Origin of the sequence: Pacificibacter sp. (genome assembly GCF_039769035.1) — a bacterium.
In the GTDB taxonomy this organism is placed as follows: Bacteria; Pseudomonadota; Alphaproteobacteria; order Rhodobacterales; family Rhodobacteraceae; genus Celeribacter.
Map to the genome: position 1 here is coordinate 1 of NZ_JBDMZG010000091.1, position 16,790 is coordinate 16,790.

At 53.4% G+C, this 16,790-nt stretch carries 19 protein-coding genes and 1 tRNA gene; 9 read left to right on the forward strand and 11 right to left on the reverse strand.

Going from position 1 to position 16,790, the window contains the following annotated elements; all coding sequences use genetic code 11:
- Positions 1-125: 125 nt before the first annotated feature.
- The 3 genes from ABF287_RS08470 to ABF287_RS08480 all read right to left on the reverse strand — a co-directional run bounded on the left by ABF287_RS08470 (position 126) and on the right by ABF287_RS08480 (position 1,913).
- A tRNA-Leu gene (locus ABF287_RS08470) sits at positions 126-209 on the reverse strand.
- Between the two features lie 123 nt (positions 210-332).
- Positions 333-1,208 carry an NAD(P)H-hydrate dehydratase gene (locus tag ABF287_RS08475; RefSeq protein ID WP_347184576.1) on the reverse strand — a complete coding sequence of 292 codons (876 nt, stop codon included), beginning with the start codon at positions 1,206-1,208 and terminating at the stop codon, positions 333-335.
- A gap of 3 nt (positions 1,209-1,211) precedes the next feature.
- A complete protein-coding gene (locus ABF287_RS08480; RefSeq protein WP_347184577.1) occupies positions 1,212-1,913 on the reverse strand; it encodes an NAD(P)H-hydrate epimerase in 702 nt (233 codons plus the stop codon).
- A 171-nt stretch (positions 1,914-2,084) separates the two neighbouring features.
- Between ABF287_RS08480 and ABF287_RS08485 the strand changes: the two genes are divergently transcribed.
- Together ABF287_RS08485 and glnA are read left to right on the forward strand one after the other, a co-directional pair.
- Complete coding sequence (locus ABF287_RS08485) at positions 2,085-2,423, forward strand: P-II family nitrogen regulator (RefSeq protein WP_347184578.1); 339 nt, start codon at positions 2,085-2,087, stop codon at positions 2,421-2,423.
- Positions 2,424-2,492: 69 nt separating this feature from the next.
- Positions 2,493-3,899 (forward strand): type I glutamate--ammonia ligase, encoded by a 1,407-nt coding sequence (glnA, locus tag ABF287_RS08490; protein ID WP_347184579.1) that lies wholly within the window; start codon positions 2,493-2,495, stop codon positions 3,897-3,899.
- A gap of 168 nt (positions 3,900-4,067) precedes the next feature.
- Here the strand turns inward: glnA and ABF287_RS08495 are convergent, their stop codons facing one another.
- Positions 4,068-4,520 carry a GAF domain-containing protein gene (locus tag ABF287_RS08495; RefSeq protein WP_347184580.1) on the reverse strand — a complete coding sequence of 151 codons (453 nt, stop codon included), beginning with the start codon at positions 4,518-4,520 and terminating at the stop codon, positions 4,068-4,070.
- A 290-nt stretch (positions 4,521-4,810) separates the two neighbouring features.
- Here ABF287_RS08495 and purB point away from each other — a divergent pair, with 290 nt between their 5' ends.
- The 4 genes from purB to ABF287_RS08515 all read left to right on the forward strand — a co-directional run bounded on the left by purB (position 4,811) and on the right by ABF287_RS08515 (position 9,248).
- A complete protein-coding gene (purB, locus tag ABF287_RS08500) occupies positions 4,811-6,112 on the forward strand; it encodes an adenylosuccinate lyase (protein ID WP_347184581.1) in 1,302 nt (433 codons plus the stop codon).
- Positions 6,113-6,275: 163 nt separating this feature from the next.
- Positions 6,276-7,397: a FliG C-terminal domain-containing protein gene (locus ABF287_RS08505; RefSeq protein WP_347184582.1), complete on the forward strand. Its 1,122-nt coding sequence runs from the start codon at positions 6,276-6,278 to the stop codon at positions 7,395-7,397.
- Positions 7,398-7,462: 65 nt separating this feature from the next.
- Entirely contained in the window at positions 7,463-8,365 is a 903-nt protein-coding gene (locus tag ABF287_RS08510; RefSeq protein ID WP_347184583.1) for a DMT family transporter, read from the forward strand.
- Positions 8,346-9,248 (forward strand): lysophospholipid acyltransferase family protein, encoded by a 903-nt coding sequence (locus tag ABF287_RS08515; protein ID WP_347184584.1) that lies wholly within the window; start codon positions 8,346-8,348, stop codon positions 9,246-9,248. The genes ABF287_RS08510 and ABF287_RS08515 overlap by 20 nt, the downstream gene beginning before the upstream one ends.
- 36 nt (positions 9,249-9,284) lie before the next feature.
- Here the strand turns inward: ABF287_RS08515 and ABF287_RS08520 are convergent, their stop codons facing one another.
- Entirely contained in the window at positions 9,285-10,061 is a 777-nt protein-coding gene (locus ABF287_RS08520; protein ID WP_347184585.1) for a DUF1223 domain-containing protein, read from the reverse strand.
- An 853-nt stretch (positions 10,062-10,914) separates the two neighbouring features.
- On the opposite strand from ABF287_RS08520, the gene rpiB reads away from it, so the two are divergent.
- Positions 10,915-11,358, forward strand: a complete 444-nt coding sequence (rpiB, locus tag ABF287_RS08525) for a ribose 5-phosphate isomerase B (RefSeq protein ID WP_347184586.1) — start codon at positions 10,915-10,917, stop codon at positions 11,356-11,358.
- A 104-nt stretch (positions 11,359-11,462) separates the two neighbouring features.
- Here the strand turns inward: rpiB and ABF287_RS08530 are convergent, their stop codons facing one another.
- From ABF287_RS08530 to ABF287_RS08540, 3 genes are all read right to left on the reverse strand, one after another.
- Positions 11,463-12,092: a CDGSH iron-sulfur domain-containing protein gene (locus ABF287_RS08530; protein WP_347184587.1), complete on the reverse strand. Its 630-nt coding sequence runs from the start codon at positions 12,090-12,092 to the stop codon at positions 11,463-11,465.
- A 157-nt stretch (positions 12,093-12,249) separates the two neighbouring features.
- Complete coding sequence (locus ABF287_RS08535; RefSeq protein WP_347184588.1) at positions 12,250-12,867, reverse strand: flavin reductase family protein; 618 nt, start codon at positions 12,865-12,867, stop codon at positions 12,250-12,252.
- 148 nt (positions 12,868-13,015) lie between these two features.
- The gene (locus tag ABF287_RS08540) at positions 13,016-13,645 is read right to left on the reverse strand and encodes a glutathione S-transferase family protein (RefSeq protein ID WP_347184589.1); all 630 of its coding nucleotides are present in this window, start codon (positions 13,643-13,645) and stop codon (positions 13,016-13,018) included.
- Between the two features lie 93 nt (positions 13,646-13,738).
- On the opposite strand from ABF287_RS08540, the gene ABF287_RS08545 reads away from it, so the two are divergent.
- Positions 13,739-14,464 (forward strand): YafY family protein, encoded by a 726-nt coding sequence (locus tag ABF287_RS08545; RefSeq protein WP_347184590.1) that lies wholly within the window; start codon positions 13,739-13,741, stop codon positions 14,462-14,464.
- 9 nt (positions 14,465-14,473) lie between these two features.
- Here ABF287_RS08545 and arsH read toward each other — a convergent pair whose 3' ends face one another.
- From arsH to ABF287_RS08560, 3 genes are read right to left on the reverse strand one after another with little or no spacing between them, the layout of a single operon-like run.
- Positions 14,474-15,202 carry an arsenical resistance protein ArsH gene (gene arsH / locus ABF287_RS08550; protein ID WP_347184591.1) on the reverse strand — a complete coding sequence of 243 codons (729 nt, stop codon included), beginning with the start codon at positions 15,200-15,202 and terminating at the stop codon, positions 14,474-14,476.
- Positions 15,199-15,594 carry an arsenate reductase (glutaredoxin) gene (gene arsC, locus ABF287_RS08555; RefSeq protein ID WP_347184592.1) on the reverse strand — a complete coding sequence of 132 codons (396 nt, stop codon included), beginning with the start codon at positions 15,592-15,594 and terminating at the stop codon, positions 15,199-15,201. The genes arsH and arsC overlap by 4 nt, the downstream gene beginning before the upstream one ends.
- Entirely contained in the window at positions 15,591-15,962 is a 372-nt protein-coding gene (locus ABF287_RS08560; protein ID WP_347184593.1) for a metalloregulator ArsR/SmtB family transcription factor, read from the reverse strand. The genes arsC and ABF287_RS08560 overlap by 4 nt, the downstream gene beginning before the upstream one ends.
- Before the next feature lie 118 nt (positions 15,963-16,080).
- Between ABF287_RS08560 and ABF287_RS08565 the strand changes: the two genes are divergently transcribed.
- A partial coding sequence (locus ABF287_RS08565; RefSeq protein WP_347184594.1) for a PLP-dependent transferase occupies positions 16,081-16,790 on the forward strand: 710 nt, incomplete at its 3' end.

Sequence of the window (16,790 nt, forward strand, 5' to 3'; positions counted from 1 at the left end):
AGATGACGAACGTTCACAGCATTCCCTATTCTCAGTTGTAACCATCATTGTAACCAGAATTGTAACCTTGAAACGGACAAAGGGCCCGTGATGCAAGGGTTTTACTTGATTTCAATGGGATAGAGTGGTGCGGGTGAAGGGACTCGAACCCCCACGCCATAGGCGCCAGAACCTAAATCTGGTGCGTCTACCAATTCCGCCACACCCGCATTGCGTGCCTCATAGCAAAGCCGAAAGCGCTGCGCCAGACGCAAAATGCAATAAATTTTGGTGACGGCGCGATTTATTCTCAAATCAGCGATTGCTGCAGTGATACCTCCGCAAAAGGCCCCTTACAGACCGAGTGCCTTGAACACTTTAGGCAGTTCTTCGGGAATATCCTCGGCAATAAGGCCCGCCCCAAAGCTGAGCGCGCACTCTGTGTGCAGATAGGCCCCTGTTTCGGCAGCATTGTGCGGCGTAAATCCGCGCGCCAGTAGCCCCGTGATAAAGCCTGCCAAGACATCGCCAGAACCTGCCGTGGCGAGCCAAGGGGCTGAGCGCGCGTAAAGTGACGCGTTGACTGAGGCCTGCCCGTTGGGTGACGCGATCATCGTATCGGGGCCTTTGAACAATACCGTACAGCCCGTCCGTTTGGCCGCCTCGCGAGTCGCATCGACTTTGCAATAGGCTGGGCCTGTGCTGGCAGGGGTATCGAGCTTTGCGGCAATATCAGGGAACAGACGTTTGAATTCGCCCGCATGGGGCGTGAGCACGCAGCCCGCGTGCAATTTGGCAAAGAGACCCGCGTCTTGTGACAAAAGCGTAAGCGCATCGGCGTCGAGCACGGTTTTGCGGTTGGCTTCAAGCGCCACGGCGACAAGTTTGGCAGCACGCGTATCAAGCCCCAGTGCAGGCCCAAGGCAAAGGGTGTTGATACGTTCATCTTCTAACAAGCGCTTAAGCGCCTGCGGGCCATCCGTATCCTTGACCATAATTGCGGTTAGGTGCAGGGCGTTTTCGAGCATGGCGGATTTTGGCGAGGCGACCGTGACCACCCCTGCCCCAATGCGCAACGCGCCCCGCGCCGCCAGACGCGCAGCCCCAGTTTGGCCAGCAGGACCAGAGAGAACAAGCGCGTGGCCGTGAGAGAATTTGTGGGAAGATTGTTTTCTAAGGGACGCAACCCTTGCAGCGCTGCCTGTGACTTGCTTTGGCGATCTGTACATGGGTTATAGCCCTATATCAGCGACAACGACTTTTCCGCAGCGATCTATTTCCACATCTGCGTCGTGTGCAACTTTTTTTGCGTGGAACGTCACGGTTAAGTCCGCGCACCACAAAAATGTTTGAAGACTTTGCCCAGTATCAGCGTCGACACCTGTTGGGACGTCGACGGCGACGATAGGAGCCTCACACCAGTTTTGCTCGTAATACACGCGCTGCATCATAAGCGTCACCAATTCAGGCAGTTCTTTAGATTGACCAATGCCAAAAATGGCATCAACCCAAAGATCTGGAAATGGTTCGCACAAGCGTACATCCCTACTTTCGCTCGCATCGAACGGATAGACCTGCCCGACGTCTAACCAGCGCAAGTAGTTGGCTTTTGCATCTTTCGGCAACCTTTCAGGATCTCCCCAAAGATAGCAAACCACAGTCCACCCCAGCTGGTGGAGTTTGCGCGCAATAACGAAGCCGTCCCCACCATTGTTGCCCGGACCGCAGAAAATAACAGCTTTGCGCCGCGCAGGAAGGCCTCGCAACCTTGCGATCAAGCTTGGCTTGTTCTTCAGATTTGGCCATTCTTCCATGACCGCATCAACCACACCTTGGCCCGCGCGTTCCATCAGTTCTAGACCAGTGACGGACCCTGAGGCGATGGCAGCGGCTTCGATGGCGCGCATTTGGGCAGATGTTAGAAGTTCGGTCATAAAATACTCAAAAAGTTTTCAAATCGCCCACAAATAAAACACTTTGCCTAAATTTTGTGCAAATAGCCTTGAATCCTGTGAGCACTTCCTCATCGCTTAGCCTAGTCGATTGTGACCCCTAAAGAGAAGTGTTCTGACACTTATGAACTAATTTAAGGGAGTCTAAGGTCCATGAAAAAGATCGAAGCGATCATCAAGCCTTTCAAACTCGACGAAGTGAAAGAAGCGCTACAAGACATCGGCGTACAAGGTCTTTCCGTTGTCGAGGTCAAAGGGTTTGGCCGTCAGAAAGGCCACACTGAATTGTACCGCGGCGCGGAATATGTGGTGGACTTCCTGCCTAAGGTCAAAATCGAAGTTGTTTTGGCTGCAGACCAAGTTGATGGCGCGATTGAAGCAATCGTTGCTGCTGCAAAAACCGACAAAATCGGCGACGGCAAAATTTTCGTCTTGCCAGTTGAGCAAGCCATTCGAATCCGTACTGGCGAATTTGGCCAAGACGCATTGTAAGAATAGAGCGGCCCTCTTGAGGGTCGTTTTTCTACGTTAAATACACACACTTAAGGGGAATAAGTCACCATGAGCATCGAGAACGTTCTCAAGACTATGAAAGACGAAGACGTACAATACGTCGACGTTCGTTTCACGGATCCACGCGGCAAGTTGCAGCACGTGACATTGCGCTACACAGAAGTCGACGCAGACTTCTTGGAAGAAGGCTTCATGTTTGATGGCTCTTCCATCGCGGGTTGGAAATCTATCGATGAATCAGACATGAAACTGATCCCTGATACAGAATCCATCTACATCGATCCATTCTACGCAGAAAAAACACTGTGTATTCACTGTTCTGTTGTAGAGCCTGACACACGTGAGCCATACGAGCGTGACCCACGTTCTGTTGCTGAAAAAGCTGAAGCTTACCTCATCGCCTCCGGCATTGGTGACACAGCCTACTTCGGTCCAGAAGCTGAATTCTTCCTCTTCGACGATGTACGCTTCCAAGTGTCCATGAACAAAGTATCCTACCAAGTCGACGCACTCGACGGTGCTTGGAACTCTGACACAGAATACGAAATGGGCAACACTGGCCACCGTCCTGGCATCAAAGGCGGTTACTTCCCAGTCAACCCAATCGATGACGCGCAAGACATCCGCGGTGAAATGCTGACAACAATGGCCAACATGGGCATGAAAGTTGACAAGCACCACCACGAAGTTGCGTCTTGTCAGCACGAACTTGGTTTGATCTTCGGCACGCTTACAAAGCAAGCTGACGAAATCCAAAAATACAAATACGTTGTGCACAACGTAGCGCAAGCTTACGGCAAATCTGCGACATTCATGCCGAAGCCAATCGCAGGCGACAACGGCACTGGTATGCACGTGAACATGTCCATCTGGAAAGATGGCAAGCCATTGTTCGCAGGCGACAAATACGCTGATCTGTCCCAAGAAGCTTTGTACTTCATCGGCGGCATCTTGAAGCACGCGAAAGCTTTGAACGCGATCACAAACCCATCCACAAACTCTTACAAGCGTTTGATCCCGGGTTTCGAAGCACCAGTTTTGCGCGCTTACTCTGCGTCTAACCGCTCTGGTTGTGTACGTATTCCGTTTGCTGAATCCCCCAAAGCGAAACGTGTTGAAGCACGCTTCCCTGATCCAGCAGCCAACCCATACCTCTGCTTCGCTGCATTGATGATGGCTGGCCTTGACGGCATCAAAAACAAAATCGATCCAGGTGCAGCTTCTGACAAAGATCTCTACGACCTTCCACCAGAAGAACTCGCAGAAATCCCAACAGTATGTGGCTCTTTGCGTGAAGCTTTGGAAGCTCTTGAAGCTGACATGGACTTCCTCACAGAAGGCGACGTGTTCACCAAAGACCAACTTCAGGGCTACATGGACCTGAAATGGGAAGAAGTGTACGCATACGAGCACACTCCACACCCAATGGAATACAAATTGTACTACTCCTGCTAATAGCTGGACTGGTCAGAATAACGAAAAGGGCGCCTCGCAAGGGCGCCCTTTTTTTATGGCAAATAGGATGTATCAGGCGTTTTGGCGCGCTAACCTTATGTCGAGCAAACGGTCTATTTTTGGACCTATACCGGATCAAAAAATGGGTCGACGCGTTTACAAAGCAAATCAGGAATTTCCAGTTGGAATGGACGGCGAAGATTCGACCAAACCACTAAGCTCTATCGCTGCGTTTTCAACAGTTTGGACCTCACTTGCGGTCCAACTGCGCGCATGTTGATGCACAGCAGACACGCCCCCCACTGCCTTCTCTTCGAAATGAAACGGCGCGCCGACATAGGCCATAATTCCCATGATTTTGATCGCGTCACTGCCAGCAAGAAGGGGCTGCCGCAGCGTATCGTCGAACACCAGCGTTCGGTTTAATTCACAAACCAAATACCCCAGAGTGAGCTTCTTATCCAAAACCGATGGTAATGGCCCCGACAGTGGCGAGCCAATCGCAGTCTGCACCCGCATGCCCTCGTCTTCCGTCGTCCAAATCACAACACCAGAAGGTTTTAGCGCCTTATGAATGGTCGCCGCGATAGCCTTAAGTTTCTTTTCGTCAAAGTAGAGCATGCAAAGTCTCCAACCGTTGAATACTTTACTATAACTTGATTTTGACGGCACTTCGCCAAAATTCTACCATAAGGCGAGTTTGCACATCTTTACCTTGCGTCACGACACAATCATGCAGCCCATTGACGTTAAGACATCCGCCACAGCGTACGATAATGCACGTCTGTGCGTCGAATGCCCCAGATGCATCCGTCGACATGCGCTCAAAAGCCCCAAGGGCTTGCCCTCAGCGCCCTACCAGCGTAGAGCATCGTTGAGTTTTTAAAGCTGCTTTTGACGAAAGGTCCGCCATGATCCCCCGTTACTCCCGTAAAGAGATGGTCGACATCTGGGAACCCGCCACCAAGTTTAAAATCTGGTACGAAATCGAAGCCCATGCCTGTGACGCGATGGCTGATCTGGGCGTGATTCCACGCGAAAATGCCGACGCTGTTTGGAAAGCCAAAGACGTTGAATTCGACGTGGCGCGCATCGACGAAATCGAAGCTGTCACCAAACACGACGTCATCGCGTTTTTGACGCACTTGGCCGAACATGTTGGCTCTGACGAAGCGCGTTTCGTGCACCAAGGCATGACCTCTTCTGACGTTCTTGATACATGTCTCAACGTGCAGCTTGTGCGCGCCTCTGACATCTTGATCAAAGATCTCGAAAACCTGTTGGCCGCGTTGAAAAAACGCGCGCTTGAGCACAAAGACACCGTCCGTGTTGGCCGCTCCCACGGTATTCACGCCGAGCCGACCACAATGGGCCTGACATTCGCGCGTTTCTACGCTGAAATGGACCGCAACTTGGCCCGTTTGAAAGCTGTTCGCGAAGAAATCGGCACAGGGGCTATTTCCGGCGCCATCGGCACATTCGCCAATGTGGACCCTCGCGTTGAAGAGCACGTCTGTGAAAAACTCGGCCTCACACCAGAGCCGATTTCCACCCAAGTGATCCCGCGCGACCGCCACGCGATGTTCTTTGCTGTTTTGGGCGTGATCGCCTCCTCTATGGAAAACATCGTGATCGAAATTCGTCACATGCAGCGTACAGAAGTGCTTGAAGGCGCTGAGTTTTTCTCAATGGGGCAAAAAGGCTCCTCTGCGATGCCGCACAAGAAAAACCCGATCCTTACAGAAAACCTCACAGGTCTCGCGCGTCTCGTGCGCATGACTGTAGTGCCTGCGATGGAAAACGTGGCCCTGTGGCACGAGCGCGATATCTCGCACTCTTCTGTTGAGCGCACAATCGCGCCAGACGCGACCATCACCTTGAACTTCGCTTTGAACCGTTTGACAGGCGTGATCGACAAGATGTTGATCTTCCCACAAAACATGCTCGACAACATGAACAAGTTCCCTGGCTTGGTCATGTCTCAGCGCGTGCTTTTGGCGCTCACTCAAGCGGGTGTCAGCCGCGAAGACGCCTACTCTATGGTGCAGCGTAACGCCTTGAAAGTTTGGGAACACCGCGTTGATTTCCAAGAAGAACTTTTGGCAGACGAAGAAGTTGTCGCAGCCCTTGGCGAAGACGGCATTCGTGAAAAGTTCGACATGGAATACCACACCAAACATGTCGACACGATCTTCAAACGCGTCTTTGGCTAAACGCCCAGCAATAGTTTTGATCAGCCCCCGCGCCTCTTGGTGTCGGGGGCTTTTCTTTGCGCAATTTACTAAAATGAATGCAATTTCAGTCGTCTGGTAGCTTTGCGTTAACGTTGATCGTCCACCTTAGAGGAACGAAATGAATCACTTGTGAGGCACAGGCGTGGACGGACTCCCCCAAGATTTTGGCGACACAAACACCTTGCCAGACCTCAATCGCCCTGAGGGCGCTGGGGCCGCGCGACAACGCGCGACCAAAGTCAGCGCGCACCATCCACAGTCCAACATCGCACCTATGCTGACAAAACGCGCCAAAGCTGCCGTTATCGTGCGTTTGCTCGCCGCTGACGACGTAAAGCTCCCCCTTTCGAGTTTACCCGAAACGATGCAAGTCGAACTTGCACATCAGCTGGCGACGTTGCGCTATATCGACAAAACCACCCTCACCAGCATTGTTACGGAATTTCTGGATGAACTCGGCGCAGTCGGGCTGTCATTTCCTGGCGGGCTTGAAGGCGCGCTAAGTGTCCTTGACGGAACAATTTCGCCAACCACATCGGAAAAAATGCGCAAAAGCGCGGGGATTTCGTCTATTGGAGATCCTTGGGAACGCATTTCGAAGCTAGAGATCGAACAAATTCTCCCGATCCTCGAAGAGGAAAGCGTGGAAGTTGGTGCCGTTTTGCTGTCCAAGCTCAAAGTTTCCAAATCTGCGCAATTGCTGTCCACCCTCCCCGGCGAACGCGCCCGTCGCATTGCCTATGCCATTTCTCTTACCTCAGCGATTGCGCCCGATGTGGTTCAACGCATCGGTACGTCCATCGCCGCCAAATTGGACGCGCGCCCCAAGCAAGCATTCACGGCTGCCCCAACCGAACGAGTCGGCGCCATTTTAAACTTTTCTGCCTCTGCCACCCGCGAAGGTGTCCTTGAAGGGCTTGATGAAACCGACAAAACCTTTGCCGCTGAAGTGCGTAAAAATATCTTCACCTTTGCAAACATCGCCACCCGTGTTGATGCACGCGATGTGGCCAAAGTGGTGCGCGGCGTCGAACCGGAAGAACTTGTCAAAGCCCTCGCGGGGGCCACTGGTCCTGCGGCAGAATCGACCGAGTTTATCCTGACCAACATGTCAAAACGCATGGCTGACGGTCTGCGCGAAGAGATGGAGGGGTTAGGAAGTATCAAAACCGCCGATGCCGAGGCTGCGATGAACCTTGTGATCGCCAGCATTCGAGAGCTGGAAGAAAGCGGTGAAATCGTGCTGATCACTGAAGACGAGTAACCCCTGTGCAAGGACGCACGTCAGCACCTATGGACGTTGCAATCGCACGCCCCTAGTGTGCCGCCATGATATGGTTTTCGCGTCTGCCCGCCGCATCGCAGGGTATCCTCTTTGTCATGCTCTCTGTGACCTCGTTCTCGCTGATGGACGCCTGCGTTAAGATGCTTGGCGCACAAATTGACGTGAGCCAAATTCTTTGGGCGCGCTATTTTGGACAGTTGATCATCATGATCATCGTCTGTTCAAATCGCACCATGGCTTTGCTGCGCACGCCGCATTTTGGGTTTCAGGTCTCGCGGTCCTTGATGCAACTCGGCGCTGCGGCGTGTTTCTTCATCGCGCTGAAAACCCAAGGACTGGCCGAAGCCACAGCCGTCGCCGATCTGGCGCCTGTTTTCATCACGCTTGCTGCAGCATTGATTTTAAAGGAAAAAATCGGCATTCGCCGCGTTATCGGAGTACTGGTTGCCCTGATCGGCGCCTTGATCATCATCCGCCCTGGGTCAGCCGTCTTTTCCATAGACTCGCTTTGGCCACTTGGCACGGCGGGATGTATCGCAGGATTTTCGATCATCACGCGCTACATCGGCAAATCTGAATCCCCTTTGACCGCAATGCTCTACTCCGCCATCATTTGTTCCGTGATCATGAGTATCATTACCCCCTTCAGATGGACCACGCCCGACACGACCGGCGTCGTTTTGATGATCGCAGTTGGTGTTATCGGGTCTCTCGGCCAACTTATGATGACCAAAGCCTACGCAACGGCGCCGGCTTCCATGGTTGCGCCCTTCACCTACGCAGGCCTCATCACAGCAACACTTTGGGGCGTATTGTTTTTCGGACAATGGCCGGACCTATGGACCTGTGTAGGTGCCCTTGTGATCGTTGCGGCCGGACTTTATGTATGGCACCGTGAAACACGAACGGCGCGCATGAGGACGATAAATGAAAATCAAACGCGGTGAGATTGAAGGCAGCCTTGCGGACTTTGTGCAAAACATCGCTCTGCGCGGATTGCTCGATACCGTTGCTTTGTTGCCTTTCTCTTGGCGTTTGAAAATCATCGGATTTGCCACATCACGTGTGATCGGGCCTCTTGCGGGTTACAACACGCGTGTGCGCGACAACCTTGCTCTGATCATGCCAGATCTGCCCGAAACGGAAGTCAAGCGGTTGATGCGGGTCGTTCCTGCGAACGCGGGCCGCACCATGGCAGAATTGTATTCCGGCGTTGATTTCAAAAGGCGCGCGCAAAACGCGGAAATCGTCGGCGACGGCATGCCTGCCCTTGAAGCGGCGATGGACAATAAACAAGGCGTCATTTTGGTGTCGGGCCATTTTGGCAGCTACGAAGTCGCGCGCGCCGTTCTGTCCAATCGCGGATTTAACGTCGCAGCCCTTTTCAAACCCTTCACGAACCCGTTTTTTGACCCGTATTACCAACGCAAAATTGGAGAAATTTCTCAGCCCATTATTGCGTCAAAAAACCGGAAAAGTTTGATCAAAATGGTGCGGTTTTTGAAATCCGGTGGCATGGTGGGTATGTTGATTGACGTGCACACCCATGAAGGGCCGGTTTTGAAGTTTTTTGGAAAACGCGCCTCGACAGCCACATCTGCAGCGGACTTAGCGCTCAAGCATAATCTGGCTTTGGTACCGATTTACGGCATTCGGCTGGACGACAATGGCAACTACAAACTCAAAATCGAGCAGCCGATTCCCCACACAGATGCCATCGAAATGACGCAAGCGATCAACGATTCAATTGAACGCCAAGCCCGCGAAATCATGGATCAATATTTTTGGATTCATCGCAGATGGAAAGCGGAAACGCGCGCGCCAAAGTAAGCCTAAACCGAACGCAAATAAACGGAAACTGTCGTGCTATTGCACACGAATGGCCGCCACGATTTCACCAGGCAGTCCATTGATATCTTCCTGAATGACAACCGCCACTGGGTCTGATGAGGCCAAGGGCACATTGAGCTTCACAGGCGCGCGGCCATTCCAATCACCGACACGCGTCCACGAGGTAACGACATTGGCGTAATCGATTGTTTTACCTCTATTTTCCCCAAAGCGGATGGCAACACGTTCAAGCGGATGGAAATGAACAACTTGAACACGTAAATCAGTTGGGGTGCGCTGTTTCGAGGCCATAGAAATCGCAAGTGTGTCGCCGGATCGCCGCGCAGACAGGCTGATGTTGCTGTGTTGCAGCTTGCGTTTGCGTTCAATAATCAAGTCAGCCAGTTTCATCGGCTCAAAGCCACCCAAGTGGTCAGACCCGTTCACAACCATATGCGGCGTGTAGACAGTTCTGTGCCCCGCGGCGTGCGCATAGGCGCGCTGGCGCAGGGTGAATTTCGGGTCGGCAAAGTCATCTTTCCAGCCAATGTAATCCCAGTAATCCACATGCAAAGCGAGCGCCAATATATCATCTCGGTTGGCAATTTCAGCCAAGAGCGCATCCGCAGGTGGGCAAGAGGAACAGCCTTGTGAGGTGAAAAGCTCCACCACAACCGGATGCGTGGATGACGCATCTTGAGCCACCGCGACTTGGGCGGGTAAGCCAAAAGCAAGACCCGCGAACGCGATTGCAAAGCTGTGCGCTTTGGCATTTGGGATCAATTTTTTGAGGCGTGCCATGGCGTGTCTCATGCGGGCTCCGTTTGCTGTTACCTTGTTTTAGCCGCATGTCTGCAAATAGGCCAATCAAGCAATTGCGAGAAAGCGTTACCAAAGCCTAAAATGCGCGTGATCCGGCAGCCGGCAGTCCCCAATTTCAGCACCATTGTCCCTGGCAGAAGTGCAACGGTCCAAGGCGTGATCGCATCGATCTGTCTGTTACGACGTTGTGAAACGGTGGCGTGCTCCACTACGTCCTGCCCAACTTCGCGAAAGAGGCTTAAGCTTCGCGGTTTTGAACAAAGAAAGCCCCGCCAATTCGGTGGAGCTTATTGGTTTTCCCAAGACTGAATGAAGGGCGCACGATTGAATAGTGTTTCGTGGCGTTGCCCCACCGAAACACAAACTCACTTTTATTTTTGGAGCGCCTGTCGTTCGACACAGTCTTGAAACTTCGACACAGTCTTGAAACTTCGTTGAGGCCAATATCACATCGACACTGACAATTGGCAGGTCGTTTTCAATAAAACATGAAAGCTCTTCAGCGGAAGAAACAGAAGTTGCGAAAGGTTGTATCATCGGGACCAGACCATCGATGCGTTTTTTGGTAAATCCGGATGAATCGTGTGCGATAAACTCTGTCGATATATATGCACGTTGCAGGTCAGATCGCTTGCAGCAGCCCTTATCCGCATAAGGAAACCCTTCGGGTAGCATGGACAGCGCGACCAGTCGGCAAATCAATAAAACTCATCTGCGCCCTAACAGGCCACATTGACTCCCCTGCCCCCTACACAGTACCAGACCTGCAGGCTGGTGGGGCGCATGACGCTTTGCCCGCTGATGGATTTAGCCCACCGATCTGACCACCGAAAGACCCATTCTCATGACCGAAAACAAACGTATTGTGCTGTCGAGCGACCATTCCGCTTTGGACATGCGCGCCGCTATTGTCGCCCATATTACAGCTGCAGGATGGGAGGCTGTGGACATCGGCCCGACCACCACTGAAAGCACCCATTATCCGACCCACGGCAAGGCAGCGGCTGAGATGGTGGCGTCAGGTGATTGTCGTTTTGGCATCATCCTATGCGGCACAGGCCAAGGCATTATGATGGCGGCCAATAAGGTCAAAGGCATCCGCTGCGGTGTTTGTTCGGAGACATTTTCAGCCCGCATGATCCGCCAACACAACGACGCCAATATGCTGTCCATCGGCGTGCGCACCACGGGCGAAGGACTGGCTTTGGACATCGTAGACGCGTTTTTGACTGCCGAGTTCGAAGGCGGCCGTCACGCCACACGCGCGGATATGATCGAAGCCGAATAGGTCAACGATCTTCAAGTTTCAAAACATGACCCTGCAGTCGCCTGCAGGGTCTTTTTTTGTTGTCTACTTCCCGCACTAGATATTCATGTAAGACTAGGAACTTATTAATCTTTCCATTTCACATCGAAGTGCGTGCCGTCGCAAAAAGGCTTGTTTTTGGACTGACCACAGCGGCACAAGATGTACTCCTTTTCGTTGGCACCGACACCGTTGAATACCGCATCCAAAGGGACATTTTTCACCACATAAGGTCCGTTTTTAACAACTTTCACAGAGACCTCGTCACTGTCGATGTGCACAGGTATGCTCTCATCAATTGACAGGCGCAGCGCCCCGGATGGACAAGCCGAAATCACCGATTTGATGCCGTCCAGTGTCCCGTTTTCAGGTTGGATCCATGGTTGTTTTCGCGGATCAAACACCACACGATGCAACCGCTGACATTCACCGATGTGCCCACACAGAACAGGCGTGTACGACACGGTGACCTGTGCGCCTTCGACTTGCCCCTTGTATGAAATTTCTGCGTTGCGAATTTTGGCATCTCCATTGTCGGATGAAAATCCTGCAGCAACATGTGACCCGTCACAATATGGTTTGTTTTGAGACTGCCCACATCTACACAGACCATAAGCGGGCTTATCGGCCCCAATCACGGAGCCATCTGCGTCTTTCAAAACCGGAATATCCTGCGCAACAAGGGGCCCGTTTTCACGTGGGGTGATTTTTGTCATTGGACTGTCCTTTGTCGTTGAATTGTGAACAACACGCCTGCCTCGTGCATAGGCGGCATTGAGATCAGGTTAAGCGACATCAGCCGTTTGGGAAAGTGCGTTCCACGCCTTGGCTGCCTGCGCGCAGAACGACATCAAAGACTGGTCGGGGAACCTCTCAGCCCGACCAAACGTCGTCCATATCGGGCGCGTGCAATTCGAATTGCTTGTCTGAGGTGATGTAATTGTCCCCGTGAAGCCGCGCAATGGGTTGATATATATCAGGATTTACATAGAGACCTTCGGCGTCCAAACACTCACGGCGCACGTGCATATGCTGGACCTCGCCGATCACCAGCACACGATTGGGCCAGTCCAAAAGCCGCTCTGAGCGGCATTCAAACACGCATGATGCGCCCTTGATGCGGCTGGCGTCAATCGTCTCACAAGGCTCGGTCTCGACGCCCGCCAAGGACAATTCATCCACGCCGCTTGGCACGGGCAGCCCTGCGATCAGCATGGTTTTGGACAGGTCCATATCCACTATATGAATGGCAAATTCACCGTTGCGGCGGATATTGGCGGCGGTGTCTTTTTCTTGATCAGGTTTCGAGGCTATGCCCAAGACCAGCAAAGGCGGCTCGGACGACATGACGTTGAAAAACGACATGGGGGCTGCGTTGTTGGACCCATCTGCGTTGCGTGTGGTGACCAAGGCAATGGGGCGCGGGCCGACGAAATTCGTCAGCAAGCGATAGCGGTCGCGGGGGGCAAGCGTGGTGAAATCGAACTGCATGAGGGCCTCATTTGTGTCAGCTCCTCACCAAAACAGAGCCGGCCCGAAATAACAACGGGCGCGGAGCATCGCCTGCCCCGCGCCCGTGTTTTTGCCTAAAAATCAATCATCAAGCGCTTACTTGTGATCCTCTTCAAAGCGCATGTGCTTAAGCTGTTTCGACGGTTTTCAATGCCTCTTTGGCTTGCGCTTCATAGGCCATCAGGGCCGCGCCATCTTGGCTCTCCATCACCCGCGCGATCCAGTCTTTGACCGTGTCGATATCGGGGGCGAGGTTTGGCGCCCAAGTGAAGGCAGAGGACATCAGCAAATCGGCGATGGTCACTTTATCGCCCAAAAGGAAGGGCTTATCGCCCAAACCTAAAGCAATTTGCTCCCCAACTTCGGTCATGGTGCGAAAGTTACTGGCCATTACGGGGTGGTCGATTTTGCCGAAATGCGCCACCATCGCTGGCTCCAAAACACCGCCATAGTAAGTCATCCACGATAGGAATGTGCCGCGCCCCTTTTGCCCTGCTGCCACGCCCAAAGGCGAGCCAAACAGCTCATCAAGATACATCATGATCGCGGCACTTTCGCGGATGTGTTCGCCCTCATCTGTGATCAAATAGGGCACTTTGCCTTCAGGGTGGGCGTTGTCAGGATCGATGCGACCAGAGCCGTCGCTCTTGATGATGTCTACGATTTTGACCTCAACAGCATCCAATTTATCCATGGCAATCAACTGTCCGATGATGCGGGTGGCACGGGTTTCGGGGGAATAATAAAGCACTGGCATTGTGTCGCCCTTTCTTTTGGCTTTCGGTTATGGCCCCCTTGTGGCATCGTGCTACTGCCAAATATTGTCAGTAAGTTTATGCGATAAAACATTATGTCCAAATCAGATCGCCTGTTCAGATTGCTTCACCTCATCCGCGGCTTGACGCCGCCAGTCACGGCTGCGCGTTTGGCGGCGGCGATGGAGGTCTCTGAGCGGACGATTTATCGCGACATCGACAGTCTACGCGCCGCTGGCGCACGGATCGAGGGCGAAGCGGGTCTGGGCTATACTATGACCGAAGACATCGCCCTGCCGCCGCAGACCTTTACGCAACTGGAAATCGAGGCGCTCACTTTGGCCTTGTCCGATGTGAACCAGCGTTGCGATGCGGCTTTAGCGGGGGCTGCTTCAGACGCTTTGACCAAAATCCTTGCCACCCTGCCTGAGCGCCAACAACGCCAAGCGGCCCATGCGGTCAATCTGGTGCATCGGCTGAACCGCCCTCAAGCCGCCACCATAGACATGAGTCCCCTGCGCGAGGCCATGTGGGCCGAAGAGGCTTTGGACATAAGCTACACAGATGCACAGGAAAATCAGACTGAACGGCGCATTTATCCGCTCACATTATCCTATCACGATTCTGCGGTGATGGTGTTGGCTTGGTGTTGCACGCGACAAGATTTTCGCATGTTTCACACCACACGCATCTTGGGCATTGCACGCACCGGCGAGAGCTTTCGCCCCCGCCGCGTGCCGTTATTGCGGGATTACATCGCTATTTTGCGTGCCCGTGACGCAAGACATGGCGTCAGGCCGATCAAAAACTGGCCCGCTTAGACGACGCGCCTATTCAGCGGCTTTTTTCAAATTGACCCGATCGATCAATTCCTGCGCGCTTTCCACCCGTTCAGAATAGCGATCCGTCAAATCGGGGCGCGAGCGGGCCATATAGGTGAACTTGACCAGCTCTTCCATCACGTCCGCAATACGCATCAAATAGGGCGAGGGTTTCATGCGGTTGTCCGCGTCAAATTCATTCCACGCCTTGGCCACCGAGGACTGATTGGGGATGGTGACCATCCGCATCCAGCGGCCCAAGATGCGCATTTGATTGACCGCGTTAAAACTTTGCGAGCCACCGCAGACCTGCATCACCGCCAGCGTTTTGCCTTGGGTTGGTCGCACAGCCCCCATGGACAGCGGGATCCAATCAATTTGCGATTTCAAAATGCCCGTCATCGATCCGTGGCGTTCAGGAGACGACCAAACCATGCCCTCGGCCCATGCGGCAAGCTCGCGCAATTCGACCACTTTGGGGTGATCGGGCGCCTCTGCGTCGGGCAAAGGCAGGCCGCGCGGGTCAAAGATTTTCACCTCGCAGCCGTACCAGCGCAACAAGCGCGCGGCCTCTTCAGCAGCAAGCCGTGAAAAAGACCTGTCGCGCAAAGACCCATAAAGCACCAAAATGCGCGGCGAATGACCGTCATCTTTTGCGCTCGCGTAGTCACGCCAATCGATAGGCTTGAGCTGGCTCTCATCCACCGCAGGCAATGTCTCTGTGGCGACAAGCGTCATGATTTGACGACCTCGCCGTCTTCTTTGGTGTAGCTTGCGGGTGGGTTTTCCATAATCGCAAAGACCTTTTCAGACGGGCGACAAAGCGCTGTGCCTTTCGATGTGATCACGAAAGGACGGTTGATTAGGATCGGATGTTGCATCATTCCGTCCAAAATCGCCTCATCTGTCGCCGCCGCATCACGCAGGCCCAAATCTTCGGCCTCTTGCTGTTTGGCGCGCATGGCAGAGCGTGGCGTTTCACCTGCATCTACAATCATTTTCACCAACCCTTCGCGTGTCGGCGGGGTTTTGAGGTATTCGATCACCTCGATCTCTTCGCCCGCCTCTTGCAAAATCGCCAGCGTGTTGCGCGAAGTGCCGCATTTCGGATTGTGATAGATTTTCGTCATGATGTCAGATCCTTAGAGGTGTCTTTTGAAGGGGATTCGCAACAAGGCGCGATGGCGTTGATCAGCGGCGTGCAGGCGTCCGCATTGCCGCCGCAGCAGTCCTCAAGCATGAATCGCAAGAGCGCGTTCAGCCCATCCATATTGGCGCGGTAAATGATGCTGCGCCCGTCGCGAGTGTTTGAAATCAGCCCCGCTTGCACCAAATGCGCGAGGTTTTGCGAGCTGGTGTTGGCTTTGGCGTCCAGCGCCGTGGCGATGTCGCCCGCCGCCATACCGTCAGGCCCCGCTTTGATCAGAAGGCGAAAGGCGTCTAACCGCAAGGGCTGGCTGAGGGCGGCGAACGCTGTGAGGGCTTGTGATATATCCATATTTCATGAATTAATGAAATGAATGCAATTGTGCAAGTTCTATTTGGCGCGATTCAAACCCATTGTCATGTGCCCCCCAGTGACCTAGCCTTGCCCAAAGTCATTCTGGGAGGATCACATGACAGAGCGCCAACACGGTTTCGACACCCTACAAATTCACGCAGGCACAGAGCCCGACCCCGCCACAGGTGCGCGTCAGGTGCCGATCTATCAAACCACGGCCTATGCCTTTCGCGATGCAGAGCACGCGGCGAAATTGTTCAACTTGGAAGAAGTGGGTTACATCTATTCCCGCCTGACCAATCCGACTGTGGGCGCACTGCAAAACCGTATCGCAGCACTTGAGGGCGGCGTGGGCGCTGTCTGTTGCTCTTCAGGGCACGCGGCGCAGATCATGGCGCTGTTTCCACTCATGCAGCCCGGCACAAATATCGTCGCTTCTACAAGGCTTTACGGCGGCACGCTGACGCAATTCAGCCAGACATTCAAACGTTTCGGCTGGTCTGCCACATTCGTCGATTTCGATGATCTGGATGCGGTGAAGGCCGCGATTGACGATGACACCCGTGCGATTTTCTGCGAAACCATCGCCAATCCCGGCGGCTATATCACTGATCTCGATGCAGTCTCTGTGATCGCCAAAGACGCTGGCATCCCGCTGATCGTCGACAACACCACCGCCACGCCTTACTTATGTCGCCCGTTCGAGCACGGCGCCACTTTGGTTGTGCATTCGACCACGAAATACATGACCGGCAACGGCACTGTGACGGGCGGCTGCGTTGTGGATTCGGGCACTTTTGACTGGATGGCCTCCGACAAATTCCC

Coding starts and splice junctions, on each gene's coding strand:
- ABF287_RS08475 (WP_347184576.1), bottom strand. CDS start 1,208: ATGTACAGATCGCCAAAGCAAGTCACAGGCAGCGCTGCAAGGGTTGCG.
- ABF287_RS08480 (WP_347184577.1), bottom strand. CDS start 1,913: ATGACCGAACTTCTAACATCTGCCCAAATGCGCGCCATCGAAGCCGCT.
- ABF287_RS08485 (WP_347184578.1), top strand. CDS start 2,085: ATGAAAAAGATCGAAGCGATCATCAAGCCTTTCAAACTCGACGAAGTG.
- glnA (WP_347184579.1), top strand. CDS start 2,493: ATGAGCATCGAGAACGTTCTCAAGACTATGAAAGACGAAGACGTACAA.
- ABF287_RS08495 (WP_347184580.1), bottom strand. CDS start 4,520: ATGCTCTACTTTGACGAAAAGAAACTTAAGGCTATCGCGGCGACCATT.
- purB (WP_347184581.1), top strand. CDS start 4,811: ATGATCCCCCGTTACTCCCGTAAAGAGATGGTCGACATCTGGGAACCC.
- ABF287_RS08510 (WP_347184583.1), top strand. CDS start 7,463: ATGATATGGTTTTCGCGTCTGCCCGCCGCATCGCAGGGTATCCTCTTT.
- ABF287_RS08515 (WP_347184584.1), top strand. CDS start 8,346: ATGAAAATCAAACGCGGTGAGATTGAAGGCAGCCTTGCGGACTTTGTG.
- ABF287_RS08520 (WP_347184585.1), bottom strand. CDS start 10,061: ATGAGACACGCCATGGCACGCCTCAAAAAATTGATCCCAAATGCCAAA.
- rpiB (WP_347184586.1), top strand. CDS start 10,915: ATGACCGAAAACAAACGTATTGTGCTGTCGAGCGACCATTCCGCTTTG.
- ABF287_RS08530 (WP_347184587.1), bottom strand. CDS start 12,092: ATGACAAAAATCACCCCACGTGAAAACGGGCCCCTTGTTGCGCAGGAT.
- ABF287_RS08535 (WP_347184588.1), bottom strand. CDS start 12,867: ATGCAGTTCGATTTCACCACGCTTGCCCCCCGCGACCGCTATCGCTTG.
- ABF287_RS08540 (WP_347184589.1), bottom strand. CDS start 13,645: ATGCCAGTGCTTTATTATTCCCCCGAAACCCGTGCCACCCGCATCATC.
- ABF287_RS08545 (WP_347184590.1), top strand. CDS start 13,739: ATGTCCAAATCAGATCGCCTGTTCAGATTGCTTCACCTCATCCGCGGC.
- arsH (WP_347184591.1), bottom strand. CDS start 15,202: ATGACGCTTGTCGCCACAGAGACATTGCCTGCGGTGGATGAGAGCCAG.
- arsC (WP_347184592.1), bottom strand. CDS start 15,594: ATGACGAAAATCTATCACAATCCGAAATGCGGCACTTCGCGCAACACG.
- ABF287_RS08560 (WP_347184593.1), bottom strand. CDS start 15,962: ATGGATATATCACAAGCCCTCACAGCGTTCGCCGCCCTCAGCCAGCCC.